The organism is Streptomyces sp. NK15101, assembly GCF_020400725.1.
Taxonomy (GTDB): Bacteria; Actinomycetota; Actinomycetes; order Streptomycetales; family Streptomycetaceae; genus Streptomyces.
In genome coordinates, this window is the sequence record NZ_JAINVG010000075.1 from 18954 (window position 1) to 39918 (window position 20965).

The 20965-nt window shown below is 71.3% G+C and carries 18 protein-coding genes; 12 read left to right on the forward strand and 6 right to left on the reverse strand.

Annotation, left to right across the window (positions count from 1 at the left end):
• Nucleotides 1-13 precede the first annotated feature (13 nt).
• Nucleotides 14-1621, forward strand: a complete 1608-nt coding sequence (gene metG, locus K7G60_RS29890; protein ID WP_225804090.1) for a methionine--tRNA ligase — start codon at nucleotides 14-16, stop codon at nucleotides 1619-1621.
• An 80-nt stretch (nucleotides 1622-1701) separates the two neighbouring features.
• Here the strand turns inward: metG and K7G60_RS29895 are convergent, their stop codons facing one another.
• Entirely contained in the window at nucleotides 1702-2055 is a 354-nt protein-coding gene (locus tag K7G60_RS29895; RefSeq protein WP_225804091.1) for a DoxX family protein, read from the reverse strand.
• Between the two features lie 213 nt (nucleotides 2056-2268).
• Here K7G60_RS29895 and K7G60_RS29900 point away from each other — a divergent pair, with 213 nt between their 5' ends.
• The 4 genes from K7G60_RS29900 to K7G60_RS29915 all read left to right on the forward strand — a co-directional run bounded on the left by K7G60_RS29900 (nucleotide 2269) and on the right by K7G60_RS29915 (nucleotide 5546).
• Nucleotides 2269-3024 (forward strand): hypothetical protein, encoded by a 756-nt coding sequence (locus K7G60_RS29900; RefSeq protein WP_225804092.1) that lies wholly within the window; start codon nucleotides 2269-2271, stop codon nucleotides 3022-3024.
• Nucleotides 3025-3484: 460 nt separating this feature from the next.
• Nucleotides 3485-4564 carry a helix-turn-helix domain-containing protein gene (locus tag K7G60_RS29905; RefSeq protein WP_225804093.1) on the forward strand — a complete coding sequence of 360 codons (1080 nt, stop codon included), beginning with the start codon at nucleotides 3485-3487 and terminating at the stop codon, nucleotides 4562-4564.
• Entirely contained in the window at nucleotides 4524-4961 is a 438-nt protein-coding gene (locus tag K7G60_RS29910; protein WP_225804094.1) for a hypothetical protein, read from the forward strand. Before K7G60_RS29905 ends, K7G60_RS29910 begins: the two co-directional genes overlap by 41 nt.
• 183 nt (nucleotides 4962-5144) lie before the next feature.
• On the forward strand, nucleotides 5145-5546 hold the full coding sequence (locus tag K7G60_RS29915) for a hypothetical protein (protein WP_225804095.1): 402 nt from the start codon (nucleotides 5145-5147) through the stop codon (nucleotides 5544-5546).
• A 114-nt stretch (nucleotides 5547-5660) separates the two neighbouring features.
• Here the strand turns inward: K7G60_RS29915 and aspS are convergent, their stop codons facing one another.
• Entirely contained in the window at nucleotides 5661-7481 is a 1821-nt protein-coding gene (aspS, locus tag K7G60_RS29920) for an aspartate--tRNA ligase (protein ID WP_225804096.1), read from the reverse strand.
• A 171-nt stretch (nucleotides 7482-7652) separates the two neighbouring features.
• On the opposite strand from aspS, the gene K7G60_RS29925 reads away from it, so the two are divergent.
• Together K7G60_RS29925 and K7G60_RS29930 are read left to right on the forward strand one after the other, a co-directional pair.
• Nucleotides 7653-9776, forward strand: a complete 2124-nt coding sequence (locus K7G60_RS29925; protein WP_225804097.1) for a SpoIIE family protein phosphatase — start codon at nucleotides 7653-7655, stop codon at nucleotides 9774-9776.
• A gap of 397 nt (nucleotides 9777-10173) precedes the next feature.
• Nucleotides 10174-10989, forward strand: coding sequence for an MBL fold metallo-hydrolase (locus K7G60_RS29930; RefSeq protein WP_225804098.1), 816 nt, complete (start codon nucleotides 10174-10176; stop codon nucleotides 10987-10989).
• On the opposite strand, the gene K7G60_RS29935 is transcribed toward K7G60_RS29930, so the two are convergent.
• Nucleotides 10986-12074 (reverse strand): AI-2E family transporter, encoded by a 1089-nt coding sequence (locus K7G60_RS29935; protein ID WP_225804099.1) that lies wholly within the window; start codon nucleotides 12072-12074, stop codon nucleotides 10986-10988. The genes K7G60_RS29930 and K7G60_RS29935 overlap by 4 nt on opposite strands.
• Nucleotides 12075-12190: 116 nt before the next feature.
• Nucleotides 12191-13153, reverse strand: coding sequence for a pirin family protein (locus K7G60_RS29940; protein WP_225804100.1), 963 nt, complete (start codon nucleotides 13151-13153; stop codon nucleotides 12191-12193).
• 230 nt (nucleotides 13154-13383) lie between these two features.
• Here K7G60_RS29940 and gcvH point away from each other — a divergent pair, with 230 nt between their 5' ends.
• On the forward strand, nucleotides 13384-13773 hold the full coding sequence (gene gcvH / locus K7G60_RS29945) for a glycine cleavage system protein GcvH (protein WP_225804101.1): 390 nt from the start codon (nucleotides 13384-13386) through the stop codon (nucleotides 13771-13773).
• Between the two features lie 81 nt (nucleotides 13774-13854).
• On the opposite strand, the gene K7G60_RS29950 is transcribed toward gcvH, so the two are convergent.
• On the reverse strand, nucleotides 13855-14370 hold the full coding sequence (locus tag K7G60_RS29950; protein ID WP_225804102.1) for an SseB family protein: 516 nt from the start codon (nucleotides 14368-14370) through the stop codon (nucleotides 13855-13857).
• A 557-nt stretch (nucleotides 14371-14927) separates the two neighbouring features.
• Between K7G60_RS29950 and K7G60_RS29955 the strand changes: the two genes are divergently transcribed.
• The 3 genes from K7G60_RS29955 (at nucleotide 14928) to K7G60_RS29965 (ending at nucleotide 18655) form a co-directional block, all read left to right on the forward strand.
• Nucleotides 14928-16757 (forward strand): acyl-CoA dehydrogenase, encoded by a 1830-nt coding sequence (locus K7G60_RS29955; protein WP_225804107.1) that lies wholly within the window; start codon nucleotides 14928-14930, stop codon nucleotides 16755-16757.
• A 193-nt stretch (nucleotides 16758-16950) separates the two neighbouring features.
• Entirely contained in the window at nucleotides 16951-18258 is a 1308-nt protein-coding gene (locus tag K7G60_RS29960; protein WP_225804103.1) for a M18 family aminopeptidase, read from the forward strand.
• Nucleotides 18259-18310: 52 nt separating this feature from the next.
• Nucleotides 18311-18655, forward strand: coding sequence for a hypothetical protein (locus K7G60_RS29965; RefSeq protein WP_225804104.1), 345 nt, complete (start codon nucleotides 18311-18313; stop codon nucleotides 18653-18655).
• 66 nt (nucleotides 18656-18721) lie between these two features.
• Here the strand turns inward: K7G60_RS29965 and K7G60_RS29970 are convergent, their stop codons facing one another.
• On the reverse strand, nucleotides 18722-20515 hold the full coding sequence (locus K7G60_RS29970; protein ID WP_225804105.1) for an NHL domain-containing thioredoxin family protein: 1794 nt from the start codon (nucleotides 20513-20515) through the stop codon (nucleotides 18722-18724).
• A 142-nt stretch (nucleotides 20516-20657) separates the two neighbouring features.
• Here K7G60_RS29970 and K7G60_RS29975 point away from each other — a divergent pair.
• On the forward strand, nucleotides 20658-20965 hold a 308-nt coding region (locus K7G60_RS29975), incomplete at its 3' end, for a hypothetical protein (protein ID WP_225804106.1).

Sequence of the window (20965 nt, forward strand, 5' to 3'; positions counted from 1 at the left end):
TAGGATTTCGACCATGGCGGCCACTGGATCCGAGAAGCAGGGGGCGAAGGCGTTCTACGTCACGACCCCCATCTACTACGTCAACGACGCTCCTCACCTGGGCCACGCCTACACGACCGTCGCAGGCGACGTGCTCACGCGCTGGCACCGTCAGCGCGGCGAGAAGGTGTGGTACCTCACCGGCACGGACGAGCACGGTCAGAAGATCATGCGCACGGCCGAGGCGAACAACGTGACGCCCCAGGCCTGGTGCGACAAGCTCGTCGAGGAGGCGTGGAAGCCCCTCTGGGAGCACCTGAACATCGCGAACGACGACTTCATCCGCACCACGCAGAAGCGTCACACCGACCGCGTGCAGGAGTTCGTGCAGGACCTGTACGACAAGGACGAGATCTACAAGGGCGGGTACGAAGGCCCGTACTGCGTGGGCTGTGAGGAGTTCAAGCTCCCCGGCGACCTCATCGAGGCGGAGGACGGCACGAAGCTGTGCTCCGTCCACAAGAAGCCGGTGGAGATCCTCAAGGAGGAGAACTACTTCTTCAAGCTGAGCGCGTACGGCCCGAAGCTGCTGGAGTTCTACGAGGCGAACCCGGGCTTCATCCAGCCGGAGTCGGCCCGCAACGAGGTCGTGAACTTCGTCAAGCAGGGCCTCGAGGACCTCTCCATCTCCCGCTCGACCTTCGACTGGGGCATCCCGGTGCCGTGGGACGAGAAGCACGTCATCTACGTGTGGATCGACGCGCTCCTGAACTACGCCACGGCCGTCGGGTACAACGAGAACCCGGCGAAGTTCGAGGAGACCTTCCCGGCGAACGTGCACCTCATCGGCAAGGACATCCTGCGGTTCCACGCGGTGATCTGGCCGGCGATGCTGATGGCGCAGGGCCTGCCGGTGCCGGGCAAGGTCGCGGCCAACGGCTGGCTGATGGTCGGCGGCGAGAAGATGTCGAAGTCGAACCTGACGGGCATCAAGCCGCAGGACCTGACCTCGCACTTCGGCGTGGACGCGTACCGCTGGTACTTCCTTCGGGCGATCGCGTTCGGTCAGGACGGCTCGTTCTCGTGGGAGGACTTCACCGCCCGCTACACGAGCGAGCTGGCGAACGACTACGGCAACCTGGCGTCCCGCGTGGCGGCGATGGTCGGCAAGTACTTCGGCGGCGAGCTGCCGGCGTCGACGGCCGACGGCGACGCGGAGAAGGCGGTCCACGAGGGCCTGGCGAAGGCCGTCGCGACGGCCGACGCGAAGATCGGCGAGGAGCTGGACTTCCAGGCCGGCATCCTGGCGATCTTCGACTTCGTGAAGCAGGTCAACGGCTACATCACGGAGCAGGAGCCGTGGAAGGTGGCCAAGGACGACTCGGAGGAGGGCCGGGCCCGCCTGGCGACGATCCTCTACACGGCCGCGGAGTCCCTCCGCGCGGTCGCCGTCCTCCTCAACCCGATCATGCCGGAGACCTCGCAGGCGCTGTGGGAGTCCCTGGGCGCCGAGGCGTCCCTGGGCGCCCTGGCCGACCAGCCGGTCCAGTCGGCGGGCACGTGGGGGCAGCTCCCGGCCGGTGCGACGGTGACGAAGGGCGCGGTGCTGTTCCCGCGTCTGGAGGACCCGAAGAAGGACTGACGTACGGCTCTTTCCGTACGAAGAAGGCCGCCGTCCCGGTGTCGATCCGGGGCGGCGGCCTTCTCGGTGCCGCGCGGGGGTCACCAGGTCAGGGCCAGGGCGGCGACGGCGGGCGCCATGTAGACGAGCGGGAAGGGGGCGTGGCCGTACGCGCGGGCCCGCAGCACGGTGATCACCGCTCCGGTGAAGTACAGGATCAGCCCGATCGCGGCGAGGGTCCCGATGACGGGGACGAAGAACCCGACGACGAGCCCGACGGCCCCGGCGACCTTGGCGGCCCCGAGCAGGTTCCACCAGGACCGCGGCACGCCGTACCCGGCCAGCGGCTCGACGACGAACTTGGCCTTGGCGAAGATCGACGCCCCGGAGAACCCGGCCATGAACGCGGCGACGGCGGTGACGACGACGGCGGTGGTGGACATCTCGGCGAACATCTCGGCTCCTCAGGTCTTCCCGTGTCCGCCTCGACCGAGCCGGACACCGCACTGACGGAGCCGGGACGAGGTGTGTGACAGCCTCCGGAGAATTTCTTTCCGTCGGGCCGCGAGGCCGGGACGTGACGCACCCCGGGAAACCGCGTTGCGGACCCGCCGGCCCGGCGTCAGCCTGGTCGCGACCGCAGCGGGAGATCGATCCGGGAGGACCACGTGCCCACGTCCGAGGCCCCCGGCCTTTTCAGCAGGCTCCGGGTCCACTCGGTGGTGGAACCGGGCGACGACGCCGACGGAGGGATCTGCATCGTCCGCTGCGTCGCAGGCGTCGCCCGAGTCGGGCAGGTCTTCGTCCTGGAGCGGGATCAGGACACGGCGGAGCCCGAAGGCGCGCTCACGCTGGAGGACATCGACAAGTACAGGCGGTCCCTGGAATTCATCGACCCCCCGCACAGCGCCGCGGTCCTCCTCTCCGGCGGACCGCTCGACCGGCTCCGGGAGGGAGACGTCCTCGTGTCCCACCCGGCGCCCGACTGGTACCGGAGGCTCGAAGCGTGCGGCCTCCGGGTCCTGGACCTCGACAGGTCGCCCGTGCTGCCCGATGCCCGCCGGGCCCACTTCGCCTGGGCGGGGTACGAGGTGAGGCCGGCCGCCACGGTCGGCCATGCGCGGCCCGATGCCGCGGCGGAACTGGACCGCCGGTGGGATTCCTTCGCGAAGTCCGCTCGACTCTGCACGGACGAAGGCGAGTTCTGCATGATGGCGCCGGGCCCGGGCAGTCACGAGATCGGCTGGATCCGCGTGAAGGACCTCGTCGGGGCCGACCTGCCCTCCCGCCTCCTGGCGGGCGCCGGGCTCAGGGAGTTCCTGGCCGTTTCCGTGGACGGGCGGACGATGTGCGCCGTGTCCGACGAGGAGTACGACCAATGGATCATCGTGCATCGGTTCGACGAAGAGCGCCGGGGAACCTGATCGCCGCCCCGGGGTCCCGGCGCCGGTGGGCGAGCGGCCGGACGCCGCCGCGGCGCCGGAGTCGAAGCGGCGCGGGCACGGTGCGGGCGAACGGACGGGCGGCGCCCCGGAGGACAGTGTGCACAGGTCTCGACCCGCAGCACCCCTGACCCGCGTCCCGACCTGTGGAAACGGCTCCTCCACCGAAGCCCGGAAAACCGGGCTTCGGTGGGCCAGGCGGTCTTTCCAAGAACCACAGGAGAAAGAAACAAACCCACCGGTCCCCACCCCTTCCCGCCCCACGGCAGGCGCTCACCCATGCGGGTGAAAGACACCAACTGGGCTGGATTGGGGTGGGGTTGCCTGCTTTACGCTCAGCGCAATCGGCATATGCCGCCAGACATGAGTCAGCCCTCGCCGGGAGTGCCATCCCATGGGCGAGGGCCTGACCACGAGGAAACAAAGGGCACTTTGCTCCCCCATGGGTACTTCTGAGATTAGCGCGCGCACCGCCTCCCCGTCCCGCAACCGCGCGGAGAACCACCCGCAAGAGCACACGCACCCACGCTCCTACGGCGTGGTCCACGACAACGTCCCCCACACCACCCGCTTCGTCGTGGTCGGCAACCACCTCGCACAGCACGCCCAGTTGTCGCTGGTGGCCATCGGCCTCTCCGTGCACATCCAGTCACTGCCGCCCGGGGAGCAGGCCGACATCAAGACGCTGGCGTCCAAGTTCCCCGAGGGGACGACGCGGATCGCCGCCGGACTGCGCGAGCTGGAGGCGTACGGCTACCTGCGGCGTACGCGTGAACGCGACGAGAGGGGGCAGATGGTGACCCACACGGTGTCCTGCAACCATCCGACCCGGATCCGCGGCAAGGCTCCGGCGACCAGGCCAAAGCCTCCGCCCCGCCGCCCGGCACCCGATCCGAGGCCACCCACCCGCCGCCCCGAGACCGAGCCGAAGCCCTCCGCCCACCACCCGGAGACCGGACCGACGCCCCCGCCCCCTCGGCCGGCGGCCAAGCCGAAGCACCCGTCCCACCAGGCGGAGGCACGACCGCCCCGGGCACTGCCCGCCGTGCCGCAGCCCGCTTACCCGGCGCCGGACCTGCTCGTCACGGCCCTCGACATCCTGGTCGGCCTGCGCCGCGAGGACCCCCGCCTGTATCTCTCGGCCACTGATGCCGAACACCTCGCCCCGGGAGTCGTCGCCTGGCTGGAACGCGAGCTCACGCCCGACGCCGTACGCCGCGTCCTGACCTTCGGTCTCCCGACGGAACCCCTCCGCCGCCCGGCCGCCCTCCTGGCCCACCGGCTGAACGCTCAACTCCCACCCCTGCCACCCTTCCGCCCGCCGGAGCCGGCCGCCCGGCACCCGCTCCAGAACTGCGACACCTGCGATCGCGCCTACAGAGGCTCCGAACCGGGCGACTGCGGCGGCTGCCGTACGCGGGAACCCGGAGCGGGGGCAAGATCGGTCGTCGGGCACCCCGGCACGGACAGAGGCGGAATGCGTGATCGAGCTGAGCTTCTCCGTACGCCCGGAGCAGGGTGAACCCTCCGGCTTCGACCTGGGGGACATGCGCTGCGAGGGAGAGAGGGGCACGGCGACGTCGGTCGGCCACGTTCCCGACCAGGGCATGATGATCCACCTCTCCGTGCCGCTCCTGCTCGACTCCCTCAGGCAGTTGTTCGGCGGCGCGAGCGTGGCCTCCTTCACGGGTGTGGCCACGTCGTTCCGGCTCGACTTCCGTCGCACGCGCAACGGACGGGTGACGGTGTCGGCGCGCAGGAAGGCACTGGGCACAGCCGACCTGGACGAGCTCGCACGCGCGGTCCTCCGCCCCGCGCGCAAGCTCGCCGAAGAGGACCTGTCCCGCCTCCCGGCCGGGGACGGGGCGGTGAACGACTACCTCGGGTCCTTGCGGAGATTCAGCGCGATCGCCGGGTAAGGCTTCGGAGCGCCACGGGGCATGGCCCACGACCTGACAAAGACGCCCCCGACCGCGCACAGTGCCGCAAGACCGTGGCCCACCGACCCTGCGGCCCGAATCCCCTTCCACCGGCGGAGGCGGAAATCGCCGGCAACGGTGGAAACTACTTCGGAGGTCCACCCACCGGAGCACTGGGAACAGATGCGCGATTTCGCTGTCGGTGGCATGCAGTCCGCCGACCTCTCGGACGAAGTCCGGCTTCCTTGGGGACATCTCGCGCTCGCCGCCATCGCAAGAAAGGAGCGGAGCCAGGCGCCACAGCGGGCGCCGGCCGCTTCCGCCCACGTGCGCGCCTATATGATCCGGGAATTCGGGATCAGCGGCACTGACACCGCTCGGGACCTTTCCGCTCTTTGCTCGGATGTACTCCGGAGTCTGGAAGCATCGCCGGATACAGTCGCACGGCTCGCCGAAGGATGGCGATCAGCGTCCCGGGAGCAGATGCTGCGACTACGCCGGATCAAGAACATGCTGACTCCGCTGCTCTCCCTACGCGAACTCCTGCAAGGCGATGACCCGACTTTCCGGGAAACCCTGGTCTGAATGGAACTCGTCCCGCGCCTTCCTTGAGCGCGGTTCACCGCGAAGGCAGGGCCTCATGCCCGAAGGGCCCGGAATCCGTGAGGATTCCGGGCCCTTGCCGCAGGAGCGGGAGGCTTACCGCGCCGCGTCCGGGTGGACCGACTCCGTGATCGGGCGGTCCTCCGTGACGACCTTCTTCTCGACCGGCTTGCGGAGCTGGATGTTCAGCTCGCGCAGGCGGGCCTCGTCCAGCTCGGTCGGGGCGCCCATCAGGAGGTCCTGGCCGTTGCCGTTGAGCGGGAAGGCGATGATCTCGCGGATGTTGGGCTCGTCGGCGAGGAGCATCACGATGCGGTCGACGCCCGGGGCGATGCCGCCGTGCGGCGGGGCGCCGTACTCGAAGGCGCGGAGCATGCCCGCGAACTCGGCCTCGACGGTCTCGCGGGAGTAGCCCGCGATCTCGAAGGCCTTGAACATGATCTCGGGCTCGTGGTTCCGGATGGCGCCGGAGGAGAGCTCGATGCCGTTGCAGACGATGTCGTACTGCCAGCCGAGGACGTCCAGCGGGTCCTGGGTCTCCAGGGCCTCCAGGCCGCCCTGCGGCATGGAGAACGGGTTGTGCGAGAAGTCGATCTTGCCGGTCTCCTCGTCCCGCTCGTACATCGGGAAGTCGACGATCCACGCGAAGCGGAAGACGTTCTCCTCGAACTGGCCGGCGCGCTTGGCGGCCTCGACCCGGACCGGGCCCATGATCTTGGAGACCTCGTCGAACTCGCCGGCGCCGAAGAAGACGGCGTGGCCGGGCTGGAGGCCCAGGCGCTCGGTGAGGACCTTGACGTTCTCCTCGGTGAGGAACTTGGCGATCGGGCCGGTCAGGGCGTTGCCCTCGCCGACGCGGACCCAGGCCAGGCCCTTCGCGCCCAGGGAGACCGCGAAGTCGCCGAGGGAGTCGAAGAACTTGCGCGGCTGGTCGCCCGTGTTCGGGACGGCCAGGGCGCGGACGTGCTTGCCGGCGAAGGCCTTGAACTCGGAGTTCTCGAAGACGTCGGTGAGGTCGACGAGCTCGAGGTCGGTGCGCAGGTCCGGCTTGTCGTTGCCGTACTTCAGCATCGACTCGCGGAACGGGATCCGCGGGAACGGCGAGGTGACGTGGCGGCCGCCGCCGAACTCCTCGAAGAGCTCCGTCATGAGCTTCTCGATCGGCTGGAAGACGTCCTCCTGCTCGACGAAGCTCATCTCGACGTCGAGCTGGTAGAACTCGCCGGGCGAGCGGTCGGCGCGGGCGTCCTCGTCGCGGAAGCAGGGCGCGATCTGGAAGTACCGGTCGAAGCCGGAGATCATCAGCAGCTGCTTGAACTGCTGCGGCGCCTGCGGCAGCGCGTAGAACTTGCCCGGGTTCAGGCGGGACGGGACGACGAAGTCGCGGGCGCCCTCGGGGGAGGTCGCGGCGAGGATCGGGGTCGCCATCTCGTTGAAGCCGAGGGCCACCATCTTGGAGCGGATGGAGGCGATGACGGCGGACCGCAGCATGATGTTGCGGTGCATGCGCTCGCGGCGCAGGTCGAGGAAGCGGTACTCCAGGCGCCGCTCCTCGTTCACGCCGTCGTCGGTGTTGATGGTGAAGGGGATCTGCTTGGCGGCGCCCAGGACCTCGACCTCGGCGGCCTCGATCTCGATCTCGCCGGTCGGCAGCTCGGGGTTGACGTTCTCCGCGCCGCGGGAGACGACCTTGCCGTCCACGCGGACGACGGTCTCCTTGGTCAGCTTGTCCAGGACCTCGGCGGCGGGCGTGCCGGGCCGGGCCACGAGCTGCGTGATGCCGTAGTGGTCGCGCAGATCGATGAAGAGGATGCCGCCCAGGTCGCGCCGATTGTGCAGCCAGCCGCTCAGCCGGACGTCGGTGCCGACGTCAGAGGCGCGGAGCTCGCCGCAGGTGTGGGACCTGTACCGATGCATCGTCGTTCATCCAGTCTTCGGGATCTCGGGGTGGGTCGCCGCCGGCCGTGACCGCTGTCACAGATGTCACGGGACACGAGGGCAGACCCACCCAGAGTACCGGCCGGGCCAAGATCGCATCTCGAATACCCTCGGTGGCGACCTGCTGTCCGATATTCATAAAGTGGGGCAATGCGCACCGAGGACGTCCTGGCCGCGATCGCGACCGGCCTGTGGCGCTGGGACAACTCGTCCGGGATCGTCTCGCTCGATGCCGAGGCCGCCCGGTTGCTCGGGCTGCCCGCCGAGCCCGTGCAGCTCAGTGAGGCGGCCGTACGGTCCCGCTTTCATCCGGTCGACTGGAACGAGATCGACGGGGTGGTCAACCTCGCCGTCGCCGAGGGCACCCTCGCCGAGGCCCGGTTGCGCATCATGGACGGGCACGGACGGGTGATCCGTACCGTACGGAGCAGGTCGAAGCCGCTCATCGAGGGGAACGACTACCAGCTGGTCGGCACCCTCCAGGAGGTCGCCGAGCAGCTGCCGGGCACCGCCGCCCGCACCCCCGTCACCGGCGACTGGCGCCGCTCCCGCGAGGCCTTCCTCCTCGACGCCGGGCGGGCGCTCGCCGAGGCGCGGTCCACCGCCGAGGTGCTGCGGGTGGCGGCCTCGCTGTCGATGCCCGGCTTCTCGCCGGACGGGCTCGCCGTCTTCGGAGTGGCGGGCGAACGGCTGACGATCATCGGGCACCACGGCCACAGCGAGGGCGACGAGGGGCCGTTCTCGTCGATGTCGCTGGACACGGACTATCCGGCGGCCGAGGTCGTACGGACCGGGCGGGCGATCTACCTGCCGACCCCGGAGGAGTACCTGCGCCGCTTCCCCATGACCTGGCCGCTCGCGCAGCGCTTCGGCCGCCGCTCCTGGGCCTTCGTGCCGCTCGTCGTCGCCGGGCGCACGATGGGCGCCTGGATGGCGGCCTTCAAGCACCCGGTGGCCTTCACGCCCGACGAGCGGTCGGTGCTGACGACCGTCGCCCGGATGCTCGCGCAGGCCCTCGCACGCGCGGGCGTGGCGGAGTCCGAGCGCGAGCTGTCGCTCGGCCTCCAGCGGACGATGATGCCGGTCCTCGGGCCGGGCATCCCCGGCATCCAGGTCGCCGCGCGGTACGTGCCGACCGGCGGCGGACTCCAGGTCGGCGGCGACTGGTACGACATGATCCGGCTGCCCGGCGGCTCCTCCCGCGCCGGCGGCCGCGGCCCGGGCCGGATCGCCCTCGTCATCGGCGACGTCCAGGGCCACGACGTGCGGGCCGCCGGCCTGATGGGGCAGCTGCGGATCGCCCTGCGCGCGTACGCCTCCGAGGGCCACCGGCCGGACGCGGTCCTCTCGCGCGCCTCCCGCTTCCTCTACGGGATCACGGACGGTGACGACGGGAACGGCGGCGGTCCGCGCTTCGCGACCTGCCTCTACCTGGAGGTCGACCTGGAGACGGGGACGGTCGACATCGCGCGCGCGGGGCATCCGGACCCGGCGGTACGGATGAACGACGGAACGGTTCTCCTCAGGCCCACGGCCGGCGGGCTGCCCCTCGGCATCGACCCCGACACCGACTACCCCACCACCCGGCTCACCCTGGAACCCGGTGAGACCCTCATGATCTGCACCGACGGCCTCCTGGAGACCGGCGGGCACGACCTGGACAGCGGCTGGGAGCGCGTACGGTCGCTCCTGGAGTCCCACGACGGCGACGACCTGGAGAGGCTCGCCGACGCCCTCGTGGAGGCCGTCCACGGCCCCGGCTCGCACCACACGACGGGCCCGCTCGCCGACCGCCGCGAGGACGACATCGCCGTCCTGCTGCTCTCCCGCCGGCCCGCCGGGGCCGTCCAGGAGGCCCCGCGCCGCACCCTGATGACGATCGCCCAGGCGGAGCCGGAACGGATCGCCGAGGCGCGCGAGCAGGTCCGGCAGCTGCTGCACGACTGGTCCGACGAGGACCAGCTCGACGCGGCGGTCCTGATGGTCTCCGAGATGGTCACGAACGTCCTCGTCCACACCGACGGCGACGCGCTCCTGGTGGCGGAGGTCGCCTGCGGCGAGAAGTCGCGGCGGCTGCGGGTGGAGGTCTCCGACGGCAGCGACGAGCTGCCGCACAAGCGGCACCCGGGCGAGATGGCGTCGAGCGGGCGCGGCCTGGTCCTGATGGGGATGCTGGCGGACGCGTGGGGCGTGGACCCGCGGGGCGAGGGCAAGGCGATCTGGTTCGAACTGAACGAGCCGGAGTCGGAGCCGGAGGGCGCCCACCGCGGGTAGCCTCCGGCGGGCGTCCCGCCCCCGTTGTGGGCATTCGTTCCACTGGGGCGGCGCCCACCCCCACCGTTGTGGGCGGTCGTTCCGCCGGGGCGAGGGGGTCCCCCCCTGCTCGAGCGGAGCCGAGAGCTTGGGGGAGGGCGGGCACAACGGGACGGCGCCCTTGCCGGCGCCCGGGGCTCACGCGCCTGAACCCGCACCCGAGGTGCACTGCGCAACGTGGTGCGGGTCCGGGCGCGGAACGCGGAGGCGCCGCTGAAGGGCGCCGTCCCGTCGGGCGCGGCGCACGCGTGGGCGGGGGCGCCGGGCCGCGTGTGGCTGGGCTTCTCCCCGTGCGCGTGCCCCGCCCCCCGACGCAGACTGGTGTCGTACGGCCGCCGGGGGGACCACGGAGCGCGTCATGGACACCCACAAGGTCGGCAGCGACACCACGGTGATCGCCGACAGTCTCGAGGTCGCGGGCATCGGGCACCTCCCCGCGAACGCCTACGTCCTCACCGCCGCCGAACCCGTGGTCGTCGACACCGGACTCTCGGTCGACGACCGCGACTTCGTCGCCACGCTCAGCGGGGTCGTGGACCCGTCCGACGTCCGCTGGATCTGGCTGACCCACCCCGACCGGGACCACACCGGCGGGATCTTCGACCTGCTCGAAGCCGCCCCACGCGCGCGCGTGATCACGACCTTCCTCGGCTTCGGGATCATGACGACCGAGCGGGCCCTGCCCATGGACCGGGTGTACTTCCTCAACCCGGGCCAGTCCCTCGACGTCGGCGACCGGACGCTGCACGCCTTCCGGCCGCCGCTCTTCGACAACCCGGCCACCGTCGGCTTCTACGACGACCGGTCCCGGATCTGCTTCAGCTCGGACTGCTTCGGCGGCCCGATGCCGAGCGCCGAGCTCGCCGAGAGCGGGCACGCGGGCGACCTGAAGCCGGAGGAGCTGCGGCGGGCGCAGCTGCTCTGGGCGACGATCGACAGCCCGTGGGTGCACCTGGTGGACGCGGAGAAGTACCGGGCGACGCTCGCGCCGCTGGCCGAGATGAACCCGGAGATCGTGCTGTGCACGCATCTGCCGCCGGCCGTGCGGATGACGGACCGGATGCTGGAGACGCTCGCGACGGTCCCGGACTCGGACCCCTTCGTGGGCCCGGACCAGGCGGCGCTGGAGCAGCTGCTGGCCTCGTTCGAGCCGGGTGGCATGGCCCCGGCCTAGCCCTCGGCGGCGGGGCCCTCCGCGGCAGCGGCTTCGTACCGCGTCCGCAGCTCTCCCAGGATCCCCGTCGCGGCGGCCGTCAGCGGGACGGCGAGCAGCATGCCCAGGACGCCCGCGACGGACGCGCCGGCCGTGATCGCCAGCATGACCGCGGCCGGGTGCATCTGCACGGTCCTGCTCTGGACGAGGGGCTGCAGGAGGTGGCCCTCGATGACCTGGACGGCCAGGACGATGCCGAGCGTCCACAGCGCGATGACGAAGCCGCGGTCGGCGAGGGCGACGAGCACGGCGATCGCGCCGGAGAGGAAGGCCCCGAGGTAGGGGATGTAGGCGGTGACGAAGACGAGGGCGGCGAGCCCCACGGCGCCGGGCACGTCGAGGACGACCAGGCCGATGCCGATGAGGACGGCGTCGACGAGTGCGATGAAGGTGGTGCCGCGCATGAAGCCCTCGACGGCTTCGAAGGCGCGGCGCGCCATGGCCTCGACGAGGTCGGCGGTGCCGCGGGGGGCGAGGGAGCGCAGGGCGCCGGCGGCCCGGTCGGAGTCCTTGAGGAAGAAGAAGATGAGGAGCAGGGCGAGGACGGCGGTGGCGAGCATCTGGCCGACGACGCTGAGGCCGCTGATGACGCCGGAGGCGGCGGTGCCCCCGAACTCCTTGAGGAGTTTCTCGGCGTTCCCGGCGAGGTCGTCGAGTGAGGTGCCGGCGGCGCCGAAGTGGTCGGCGATGTCGGAGGCGGCCTGCCGGAGCGAGGCGATGATCTGGCCGCCGGTTTCGATGAGGGCGACGACGACGATGTACGTGGCGCCGCCGACGACCATGAGGACGGCGACGACGGTGAGTGCGGCGGCCGGTCCCTTGCGCACCTTCATCCGCAGCAGGCGCCGGTGGAGCGGCCCGAGGAGGGCGGCGCCGAGGACCGCGAGGAGGACGGGGGTGACGGCCGTCTTGAAGACGACGCAGAGCCAGACGAAGACGGCGGCGACCCCGGCGGCGAGCAGCAGGACGACGCACCAGGCGGCGAACCGGCGGGCGGGTTCGGGGAGCAGGGGCTCGGGAGGAAGGGGCGCTCGGCTCGGCTGCACCCGACCACCGGACCATGCCCGCCGGCGTGTCGTCGCGCGCTGACGGGCCGTCCGGGTGACGGCCCGTCAGCAGCGCGTACCGCTTGTCCGCCCACGCCGCGGGCGGGGCGTACCGCTTACTCGCCCATGCCGTGGACCGCCGGGATCGTGCCGAGGCGGCCCGCCTGGAAGTCCTCGAAGGCCTGGCGCAGTTCGGCCTGGGTGTTCATGACGAACGGGCCGTAGTGGGCCATGGGCTCGCGGATCGGCCGCCCGCCGAGGAGGACGACCTCCAGGTCCGGGGTGTTGCCGTCCTGCTTCTCGTCGGCGCGGACGGTGAGCGCGCCGCCCTTGCCGAAGACGGCGGTCTGTCCGGTGTGGATCGGCCGCCGGTCGGTGCCGACGGTGCCGCGGCCGGCGAGCACGTACGCGAGGCCGTTGAAGTCCTCGCGCCACGGCAGGTCGATCTCGGCGCCGGGGCGCAGGGTGGCGTGGATCATCGTGATCGGGGTGTGGGTGATGCCGGGGCCCTCGTGGCCGTCGAGCTCGCCGGCGATGACGCGGAGCAGCGCGCCGCCGTCGGGGGTGGTGAGGAGCTGGACCTGGCCGCCGCGGATGTCCTGGTAGCGGGGGGCCATCATCTTGTCGGAGGCGGGCAGGTTCACCCACAGCTGGAGGCCGTGGAAGAGGCCGCCGCTGACGACGAGGGACTCCGGCGGGGCCTCGATGTGGAGGAGGCCGGAGCCGGCGGTCATCCACTGGGTGTCGCCGTTGGTGATGGTGCCGCCGCCGCCGTTGGAGTCCTGGTGGTCGAAGGTCCCGTCGATGATGTAGGTGACGGTCTCGAAGCCGCGGTGGGGGTGCCAGGGCGTGCCCTTGGGCTCTCCGGGCGCGTACTCCACCTCACCCATCTGGTCCATCATGATGAACGGGTCGAGGTACTGGTAGTTGATCCCGGCGAACGCACGGCGCACCGGGAAGCCCTCGCCCTCGAAGCCCGAGGGGGCCGTGGTGACGGCGAGCACGGGGCGGGAGACGGCGTCGGCGGGGGCGGCGACGCGCGGCAGGGTGAGCGGGTTCTCGACAGTCACAGCGGGCATGACCGGACCTCCTAGGTGCGACCTTGTACGACCACTTTAGTTGAACGCTGAACTTTCTGCCACCCGGAACGCGGAATCGTTCCGCGCCATTCCCGGGCACCCCGCCCGGACGGCCGAAAGTCGCCCGCCCGTCCGAGTGAGCCACGTCCCCGCGCCCCCGGCCACTCGGGCACGCTGTCTCCGCCGGGCGGCCGACCCCCGGCACCCCGACGGCCCGCGAAGGAGCCCGCATGTCGTACTGCCCGGAGCACCTGAAGTACACGAAGGACCACGAGTGGGTGGAGAAGACGGGCGACCGGCGCGTCCGCGTCGGCATCACCGACTTCGCGCAGAAGCAGCTCGGCGACATCGTCTTCGTGGACGTCCCGAGCGTGAACCGTGCCGTCGACGCGGGAGAGCCGCTCGGCATCGTGGAGTCGGTCAAGTCGGTGAGCGAGCTGTACGCGCCCGTCTCCGGCCGGGTGACCGCCAAGAACCCCGAACTCGACAGCGATCCCGAGCTGGTCAACACCGACTCGTACGGCGACGGCTGGATCGCCGAGATCGAGATCGCCGGCACCGGCGCCCTGGACGGCCTGCTCGATGCCGCCCAGTACCAGGAGTACCTCGCGGCGGAGTAGGCCGCACGAGGAACGGGCGGGCCCGGCACCCCTTCGAGGGTCGCCGGGCCCGCCCGTACGCGTCCGTGCGGCCGCGCTCCGTCAGCCGTACATCCGCCGCATCGCGAAGTCGACCATCTGCTCCACGGCCTTCGCGTCGAAGACCATGCGGTGGTCGCCCTCCATGTCCAGGACGAAGCCGTAGCCGGTCGGCAGCAGGTCGATCACCTCGGCGCCGGTGATCACGAAGTACTTCGACTCCTTGCCCGCGTACCGGCGCAACTCCTTGAGCGAGGTGAACATCGGGATGACCGGCTGCTGGGTGTTGTGCAGGGCCAGGAAGCCGGGGTTGTCACCGCGCGGGCAGTAGACCTTGGAGGTCGCGAAGATCTGCTGGAAGTCCTCGGCGGCCAGGGTGCCGGTCGTGAAGGCGCGCACGGCGTCCGCGAGGGAGGGCGGCGAGGGCTCCGGGTACAGCGGCGGCTGCGGGGCGTAGCCGCCGCCCTGCATGCCGGCCTGCATACCGCCCTGCATACCGCCCTGCGGCGCGTACTGCCCCTGCTGGGGCGGGGGCGCGTACTGCTGCTGGGCACCCGGGTTCTGGTCGTAGCCGTACATGCGCCCAGACTATCGATCGGCGGGGCGCGGGGGAGTCGCATGGACTCCCCTCCCCCTCCTCCGCACCGCACGGACCCTCTCGACGGCTCCGCGGCAGCGGCGGCCCGGCACGACCCGCGACGCGCTGCGGACACCCGTGCCCGTCGCCACGCACACCCGCCCCCGTCATCACGGACGCCCGCCCCCCGTCGTCCGGGAGGCGGGCGCCGTCGTCTCCGCTCGGGGACGCGTGGACCTTCGCGATCCGCCGCGCGTCCCCGATCCGGACGACGAGGGGGTGGCCGCCCGCGAGGATCACGGCGGGCGCTCGTCACGGAAAGTATCGGCTCCGTCGCGCAGAGCACACCCCTCGTCGAGGAGCTTCACCCGCGCATCGGCGAGCCCCCTCCCCTCCTTGACGACGGCGATTGACGTCACGGACGTCGCGGACGTCACAGATGGACGGATAGGGGTTGCTTCTTATTACCGGTGGGTAGCATCATCGGAGAGAGCGTGTTGCTACTCGCTGGTACGTGTACGAGGAAACCTCCCTCCCCGAGCCTTACGGAGCCGTCGCCATGGGGCACTACAAGTCGAATCTCCGCGACATCGAGTTCAACCTCTTCGAGGTCCTCGGCCGCGACAAGGTGTACGGCACCGGGCCGTTCGAGGAGATGGACGTCGAGACCGCCAAGAGCATCCTCGACGAGATCCGCCGCCTCGCCGAGAACGAGCTCGCGGAGTCCTTCGCCGACGCCGACCGCAACCCGCCGGTCTTCGACCCGGAGACCAACACCGCGCCCGTCCCCGCCACCTTCAAGAAGTCGTACAACGCCTTCATGGAGTCCGAGTACTGGCGCCTGGGCATCCCGGAGGAGATCGGCGGCACCGTCTCCCCCCGCTCCCTGATCTGGGCCTACGCGGAGCTGCTCCTCGGCTCGAACCCGGCCATCTGGATGTACTCCTCCGGCCCGGCCTTCGCCGGCATCCTCTACAACGAGGGCAACGAGGCGCAGAAGAAGGTCGCGCAGATCGCCGTCGAGAAGCGCTGGGGCTCCACCATGGTCCTCACCGAGCCCGACGCGGGCTCGGACGTCGGCGCCGGCCGCACCAAGGCCATCCAGCAGGAGGACGGCTCCTGGCACATCGAGGGCGTCAAGCGCTTCATCACCTCCGGTGAGCACGACATGGAGGAGAACATCCTCCACTACGTCCTCGCCCGCCCCGAGGGCGCCGGCCCCGGCACCAAGGGCCTGAGCCTCTTCCTCGTCCCGAAGTACGAGTTCGACTGGGAGACCGGCGAGCTGGGCGCGCGCAACGGCGTCTACGCCACCAACGTCGAGCACAAGATGGGCCTCAAGGCCTCCAACACCTGCGAGATGACCTTCGGCGACAAGCACCCCGCCAAGGGCTGGCTGATCGGCGACAAGCACGACGGCATCCGCCAGATGTTCCTCATCATCGAGTTCGCCCGCATGATGGTCGGCACGAAGGCGATCTCCACCCTCTCCACGGGCTACCTCAACGCCCTGGAGTACGCCAAGGAGCGCGTCCAGGGCACCGACCTGGCCAACTTCATGGACAAGGCCGCGCCCAAGGTCACCATCACGCACCACCCCGACGTCCGCCGCTCGCTGATGACGCAGAAGGCGTACGCCGAGGGCATGCGCTCCCTCGTCCTCTACACGGCCTCCGTGCAGGACGAGATCGCCGTCAAGGAAGCGGCCGGCGAGGACGCCAAGGCGCTGCACGGCCTCAACGACCTGCTCCTGCCGATCGTGAAGGGCTACGGCTCCGAGAAGGGCTACGAGCAGCTCGCGCAGTCGCTCCAGACCTTCGGCGGCTCCGGCTTCCTGCAGGAGTACCCGATCGAGCAGTACATCCGGGACGCCAAGATCGACACCCTCTACGAGGGCACCACGGCCATCCAGGGCCAGGACTTCTTCTTCCGCAAGATCGTCCGCGACCAGGGCGCCTCCCTGAACGCGCTGTCCGAGGAGATCAAGAAGTTCCTCGCGGTCGGCACCGGCGGCGAGGAGCTGGCCGGCGCCCGCGACGCGCTCGCCAAGGCCGCCGTCGACCTGGAGGCCATCGTCGGCAAGATGATCACCGACCTCACCGCCACCGGCGAGGACGTCAAGAACATCTACAAGGTCGGCCTCAACACCACCCGCCTGCTGCTCGCCTCCGGCGACGTCGTCGTCGGCTACCTGCTGCTGCGCGGTGCGGCCGTCGCCGCCGAGAAGCTGGCCGAGGGCGCCACGGGCAAGGACGTCGCCTTCTACCAGGGCAAGATCGCGGCCGCGAAGTTCTTCGCCGCCAACGTCCTGCCCGGCGTCTCCACCGAGCGCGCGCTGGCCGAGGCCGTCGACGGCTCGCTGATGGACCTGGACGAGGCCGCGTTCTAAGACGCGCCACGTCCTGACGGAACGGCCCGTCCCCGGGGAGGGGGGCGGGCCGTTCTTGCTGCCCGCCCGGCGCCGCCCCACCCCGGGCCCGCCTCGCCCCACCCCGGACCCGGCGCCACCTCGCCCCGGACCCGGGTTCCCCCATTTCCGGGGACCCGTCTTCGCATTTCGGTTCCTGCGTAAGGTGAACCCCATGAGCAGCGCAGCTTCCCGCCCCACCGCCGGCCCCTTCGACCGCGGCCACACCGACGACCTGATGGCCTTCCTGACGGCCTCCCCCTCGCCGTACCACGCGGTGGCGAGCGCCGCCGAGCGGCTCGAGAAGGTCGGCTTCCGCCGCGTCGAGGAGACCGCGGCCTGGGACGGGACGTCCGGCGGGAAGTACGTGATCCGCGGCGGCGCGATCATCGCCTGGTACGTGCCGGAGGGCGCCGCCGCCCACACCCCGTACCGGATCGTCGGCGCCCACACCGACTCCCCCAACCTGCGAGTCAAGCCGCAGCCCGACATGGGCGCCCAGGGCTGGCGCCAGGTCGCCGTCGAGATCTACGGCGGGACCCTGCTCAACACCTGGCTCGACCGCGACCTCGGCCTCGCCGGCCGCCTCACCCTCCGCGACGGAAGCCACCACCTCGTCAACGTCGACCGGCCGCTGCTGCGCGTCCCGCAGCTCGCCATCCACCTCGACCGCCAGGTCAACGACGGCCTCAAGCTCGACCGCCAGCGCCACATGCAGCCCATCTGGGGCATCGGCCAGGTCCACGAGGGCGACCTGATCTCCTTCGTCGCCGCCGAGGCCGGCGTCGACGCCGAGGACGTCAGCGGCTGGGACCTCATGGTCCACGCCGTCGACGCCCCGGCCTACCTCGGCCGCGACCGCGAACTCCTCGCCGGCCCGCGCATGGACAACCTCATCTCCGTCCACGCCGGCGTCGCCGCGCTCGCCTCCCTCGCGGGCCGCGGCGACCTCCCGTACATCCCGGTCCTCGCCGCCTTCGACCACGAGGAGAACGGCTCCGAGGCCGACACCGGCGCCCAGGGCCCCCTCCTCGGCAACGTCCTGGAGCGCTCGGTCTACGCCCGCGGCGGCTCCTACGAGGACCGGGCCCGCGCCTTCGCCGGCACGGTCTGCCTCTCCTCCGACACCGGCCACGCCGTCCACCCCAACTACGCGGAGCGCCACGACCCGACGCACCACCCGCGCGTCAACGGCGGCCCGATCCTCAAGGTGAACGTCAACCAGCGGTACGCCACCGACGGCAGCGGCCGCGCGGTCTTCGCCGCCGCCTGCGAGAAGGCGGGGGTGCCCTGGCAGTCCTTCGTCTCCAGCAACGACATGCCCTGCGGCACCACGATCGGCCCGATCACCGCCGCCCGGCACGGCATCTCGACCGTCGACATCGGCGTCGCGATCCTCTCCATGCACAGCGCCCGCGAACTCTGCGGCGCGGACGACCCGTACCTCCTCGCGAACGCCCTGGTGGCGTTCCTGGAGGGCTGACCCCCACCGGCGGAAACATCCGCGAAAGCCCCCGCCTGGCAGCGTCGTCCTCATGCATCGTCATGAGGGCCCCCCGCGGGGGAAGTTCGCCGCCGGTTTCACCGTCGCCGTCGTGCTCGCCACGGCGGCGGCGGGCGTCCTGATCGGCGCGTACGACGAACGACCGCCGTGGGGCACGGACATCGCCTACGAGGGCGGCTTCGTCCAGGCCTCCCGGATCCGCGGCTACGACACCGACGGCTCGCGCACGAAGGCGCTGCTCGCCGGCGAGTGCGCGCTCATGGAGCGGCAGGGCATGGGCGGCGAGAGGGCCGCGCACGACCCGGCGGCCTGGGTGGAGGGATGCCTGGACGGGGCCGCGGGGCGCCCGTCCAGGAACCAGGGGATCGTGCGGTAGGGGGTGTCTTCCGGACCGGGCCGGGCCGGGCCGGCGTGAACCGGAAGACGGGCCCGGGTCCCTCCGTCAGGCGTCCATGCCCGCGAGGATCAGCGGCAGCCGGGCGACGCCGTCGGCCGTGACCTTCACCGGGACGCCCCAGTCCTGCTGGTGGACGTGGCAGGCCGGGTACTCGTTCGCCGGGTCGTCGTCGCAGGACGCGGCCATCGCGGAGACGTGCAGCACGCCCTCGGTGACCTCGGGGTTCAGGTCCAGCTCCCGGAAGAGGTCCGTCCCGGTGCCCTCGCCGCCGAGCAGCAGCTCCGGCGGGGTCGAGGAGACCAGCAGGCGGGTCGAGGGGCCGTACCGCTCGTCCAGCTTCTGCCCGGTCGGCGCCTGGAAGACGACGTCGAGCCGGAGCCGGCCCGGGGCGACCTCGGTGGCCTCGCGCTGCGTCCGGTAGGCGGCGGACTCGACCTGGACGGCCTCCTCGGGCAGCCGCAGCCGGGTCAGCCGGTGCCGGGCGGACTCGACGACCACGATGTCGCCGCCGACGAGGACCGCGTCGCTGGGCTCGCGCAGATCGGTGGCGAGGGTGGTGACCTCGCCGGTGGCGGGGTCGTAGCGGCGCAGGGCGTGGTTGTAGGTGTCGGAGACGGCGACCGAGCCGTCGGGCAGGGCGGTCACGCCCAGCGGGTGCTGGAAGAGGGCCTGGTCGGCGGCGCCGTCACGGTGACCGAAGTCGAAGAGCCCGGTCCCGACGGCGGTGTGCACGACTCCCTCCGTGTCGATCCAGCGCAGGGCGCTGGTCTCGGAGTCGGCGATCCACAGCCGGTCCTCGGTGGCCGCGAGCCCGGACGGCTGCGCGAACCAGGCCTCGGCGGCGGGCCCGTCGACGAGCCCCTCGTTCGTCGTCCCGGCCGCGACCTCGACGGTCCCGCTCGCCGGGTCGTACGTCCACAGCTGGTGGACACCGGCCATGGCGATCCACACCCTGCCCTGCCACCAGGCGACGTCCCACGGCGAGGACAGGTCGACCTCGAGGGCGGGGCCGGAGGTCGGGGACCCCTGCCACCACTGCTTCCCGGTGCCGGCGACGAGCTCGATCGCCCCGCTCTCCGGGTCGTACGTGCGCAGGGCGTGGTTCACGGTGTCCGCGACGACGATCCTGCCGTCCGGCAGCGGGGCGAGCCCCTGCGGCTCCCGGAAGACGCCCTCGCCGATCCGCCGCACGACGGTCTCGCCGTCCTCGGCCAGCTCGACGAGCTGGTGCCGGGTGGTGTCGGAGACGAGGAAGTTCCCGGACGGGAGCGTGACGGCCTTCCCGGGGAACCGCAGATCGGTCGCGACCGGCTCGGGCGCCACGTACGGCCCGTCGCCGCGCCGCAGCGTCCCCTTGGCCTCGTGCTCGGCCTCCAGCTCCTCGACGAGCGTCCGGATCGCGTTGGCGTGCCCCTCACCGGCGTGCTGGGCGACGACGTACCCCTCGGGGTCGATCACGACGAGCGTCGGCCACGCCCGCACGGCGTACTGCTTCCAGGTCGCGAGCTCCGGGTCGTCGAGCACCGGGTGGTGCACCTCGTACCGCTCGACGGCGTCGACGACGGCCTGGTGCTCGGCCTCGTGCACGAACTTGGGCGAGTGCACCCCGACGATCACGAGGGTGTCGCGGTGCTTCTCCTCCAGGTCCCGCAGCTCGTCGAGGACGTGCAGGCAGTTCACACAGCAAAACGTCCAAAAGTCAACAATAACGCACTTTCCTCGCAGATCGGCGAGAGTGAGTTCCTTGCCTCCCGTGTTCAGCCAGCCGCCCTTGCCGATCAGCTCGGGGGCACGGACACGGGCACGTCGGGGCGCGGGGGTGGGCGCGGAGTCGTTCATGGTTCAAGGGTGCCGTACGGGTGGAAAACCGGGGCCGGGTGGGGGGCCGGGGCGTGTCCCGGGGTGGGGCGGGCCGGGGGCCGACGGTGGCATGGGGCGCATGAAGCGTGCGGGCAGATCATCGGACCATTACGGCCGTCGGGTGAGCGGGGGGCTGCTGGTGGTGGTGCTGCTCGCGCTGCCCGGAACCGCCGCGTGGGCCGGTGGGGCCGGGGACGGGGCACTGCGGATGACCGTCACCGTGAACGGGCGTTCCGACAGCGCGGCACGGCCGCCGGCGGTACGGGCCGGCGCCCGGGTCGTGAAGCGGTACCGGCTCGTGAACCGGGGCGAGGCGCATCTGTACGGGGTACGGGTCGTCGACCCGGCCGTGCCCGACGGGGCCGTACGGTGCCCCCGGCAGCCGCTCGCCGCGCTCGGGGAAGCGGGCGACGCACTCCGTCTCCCCGA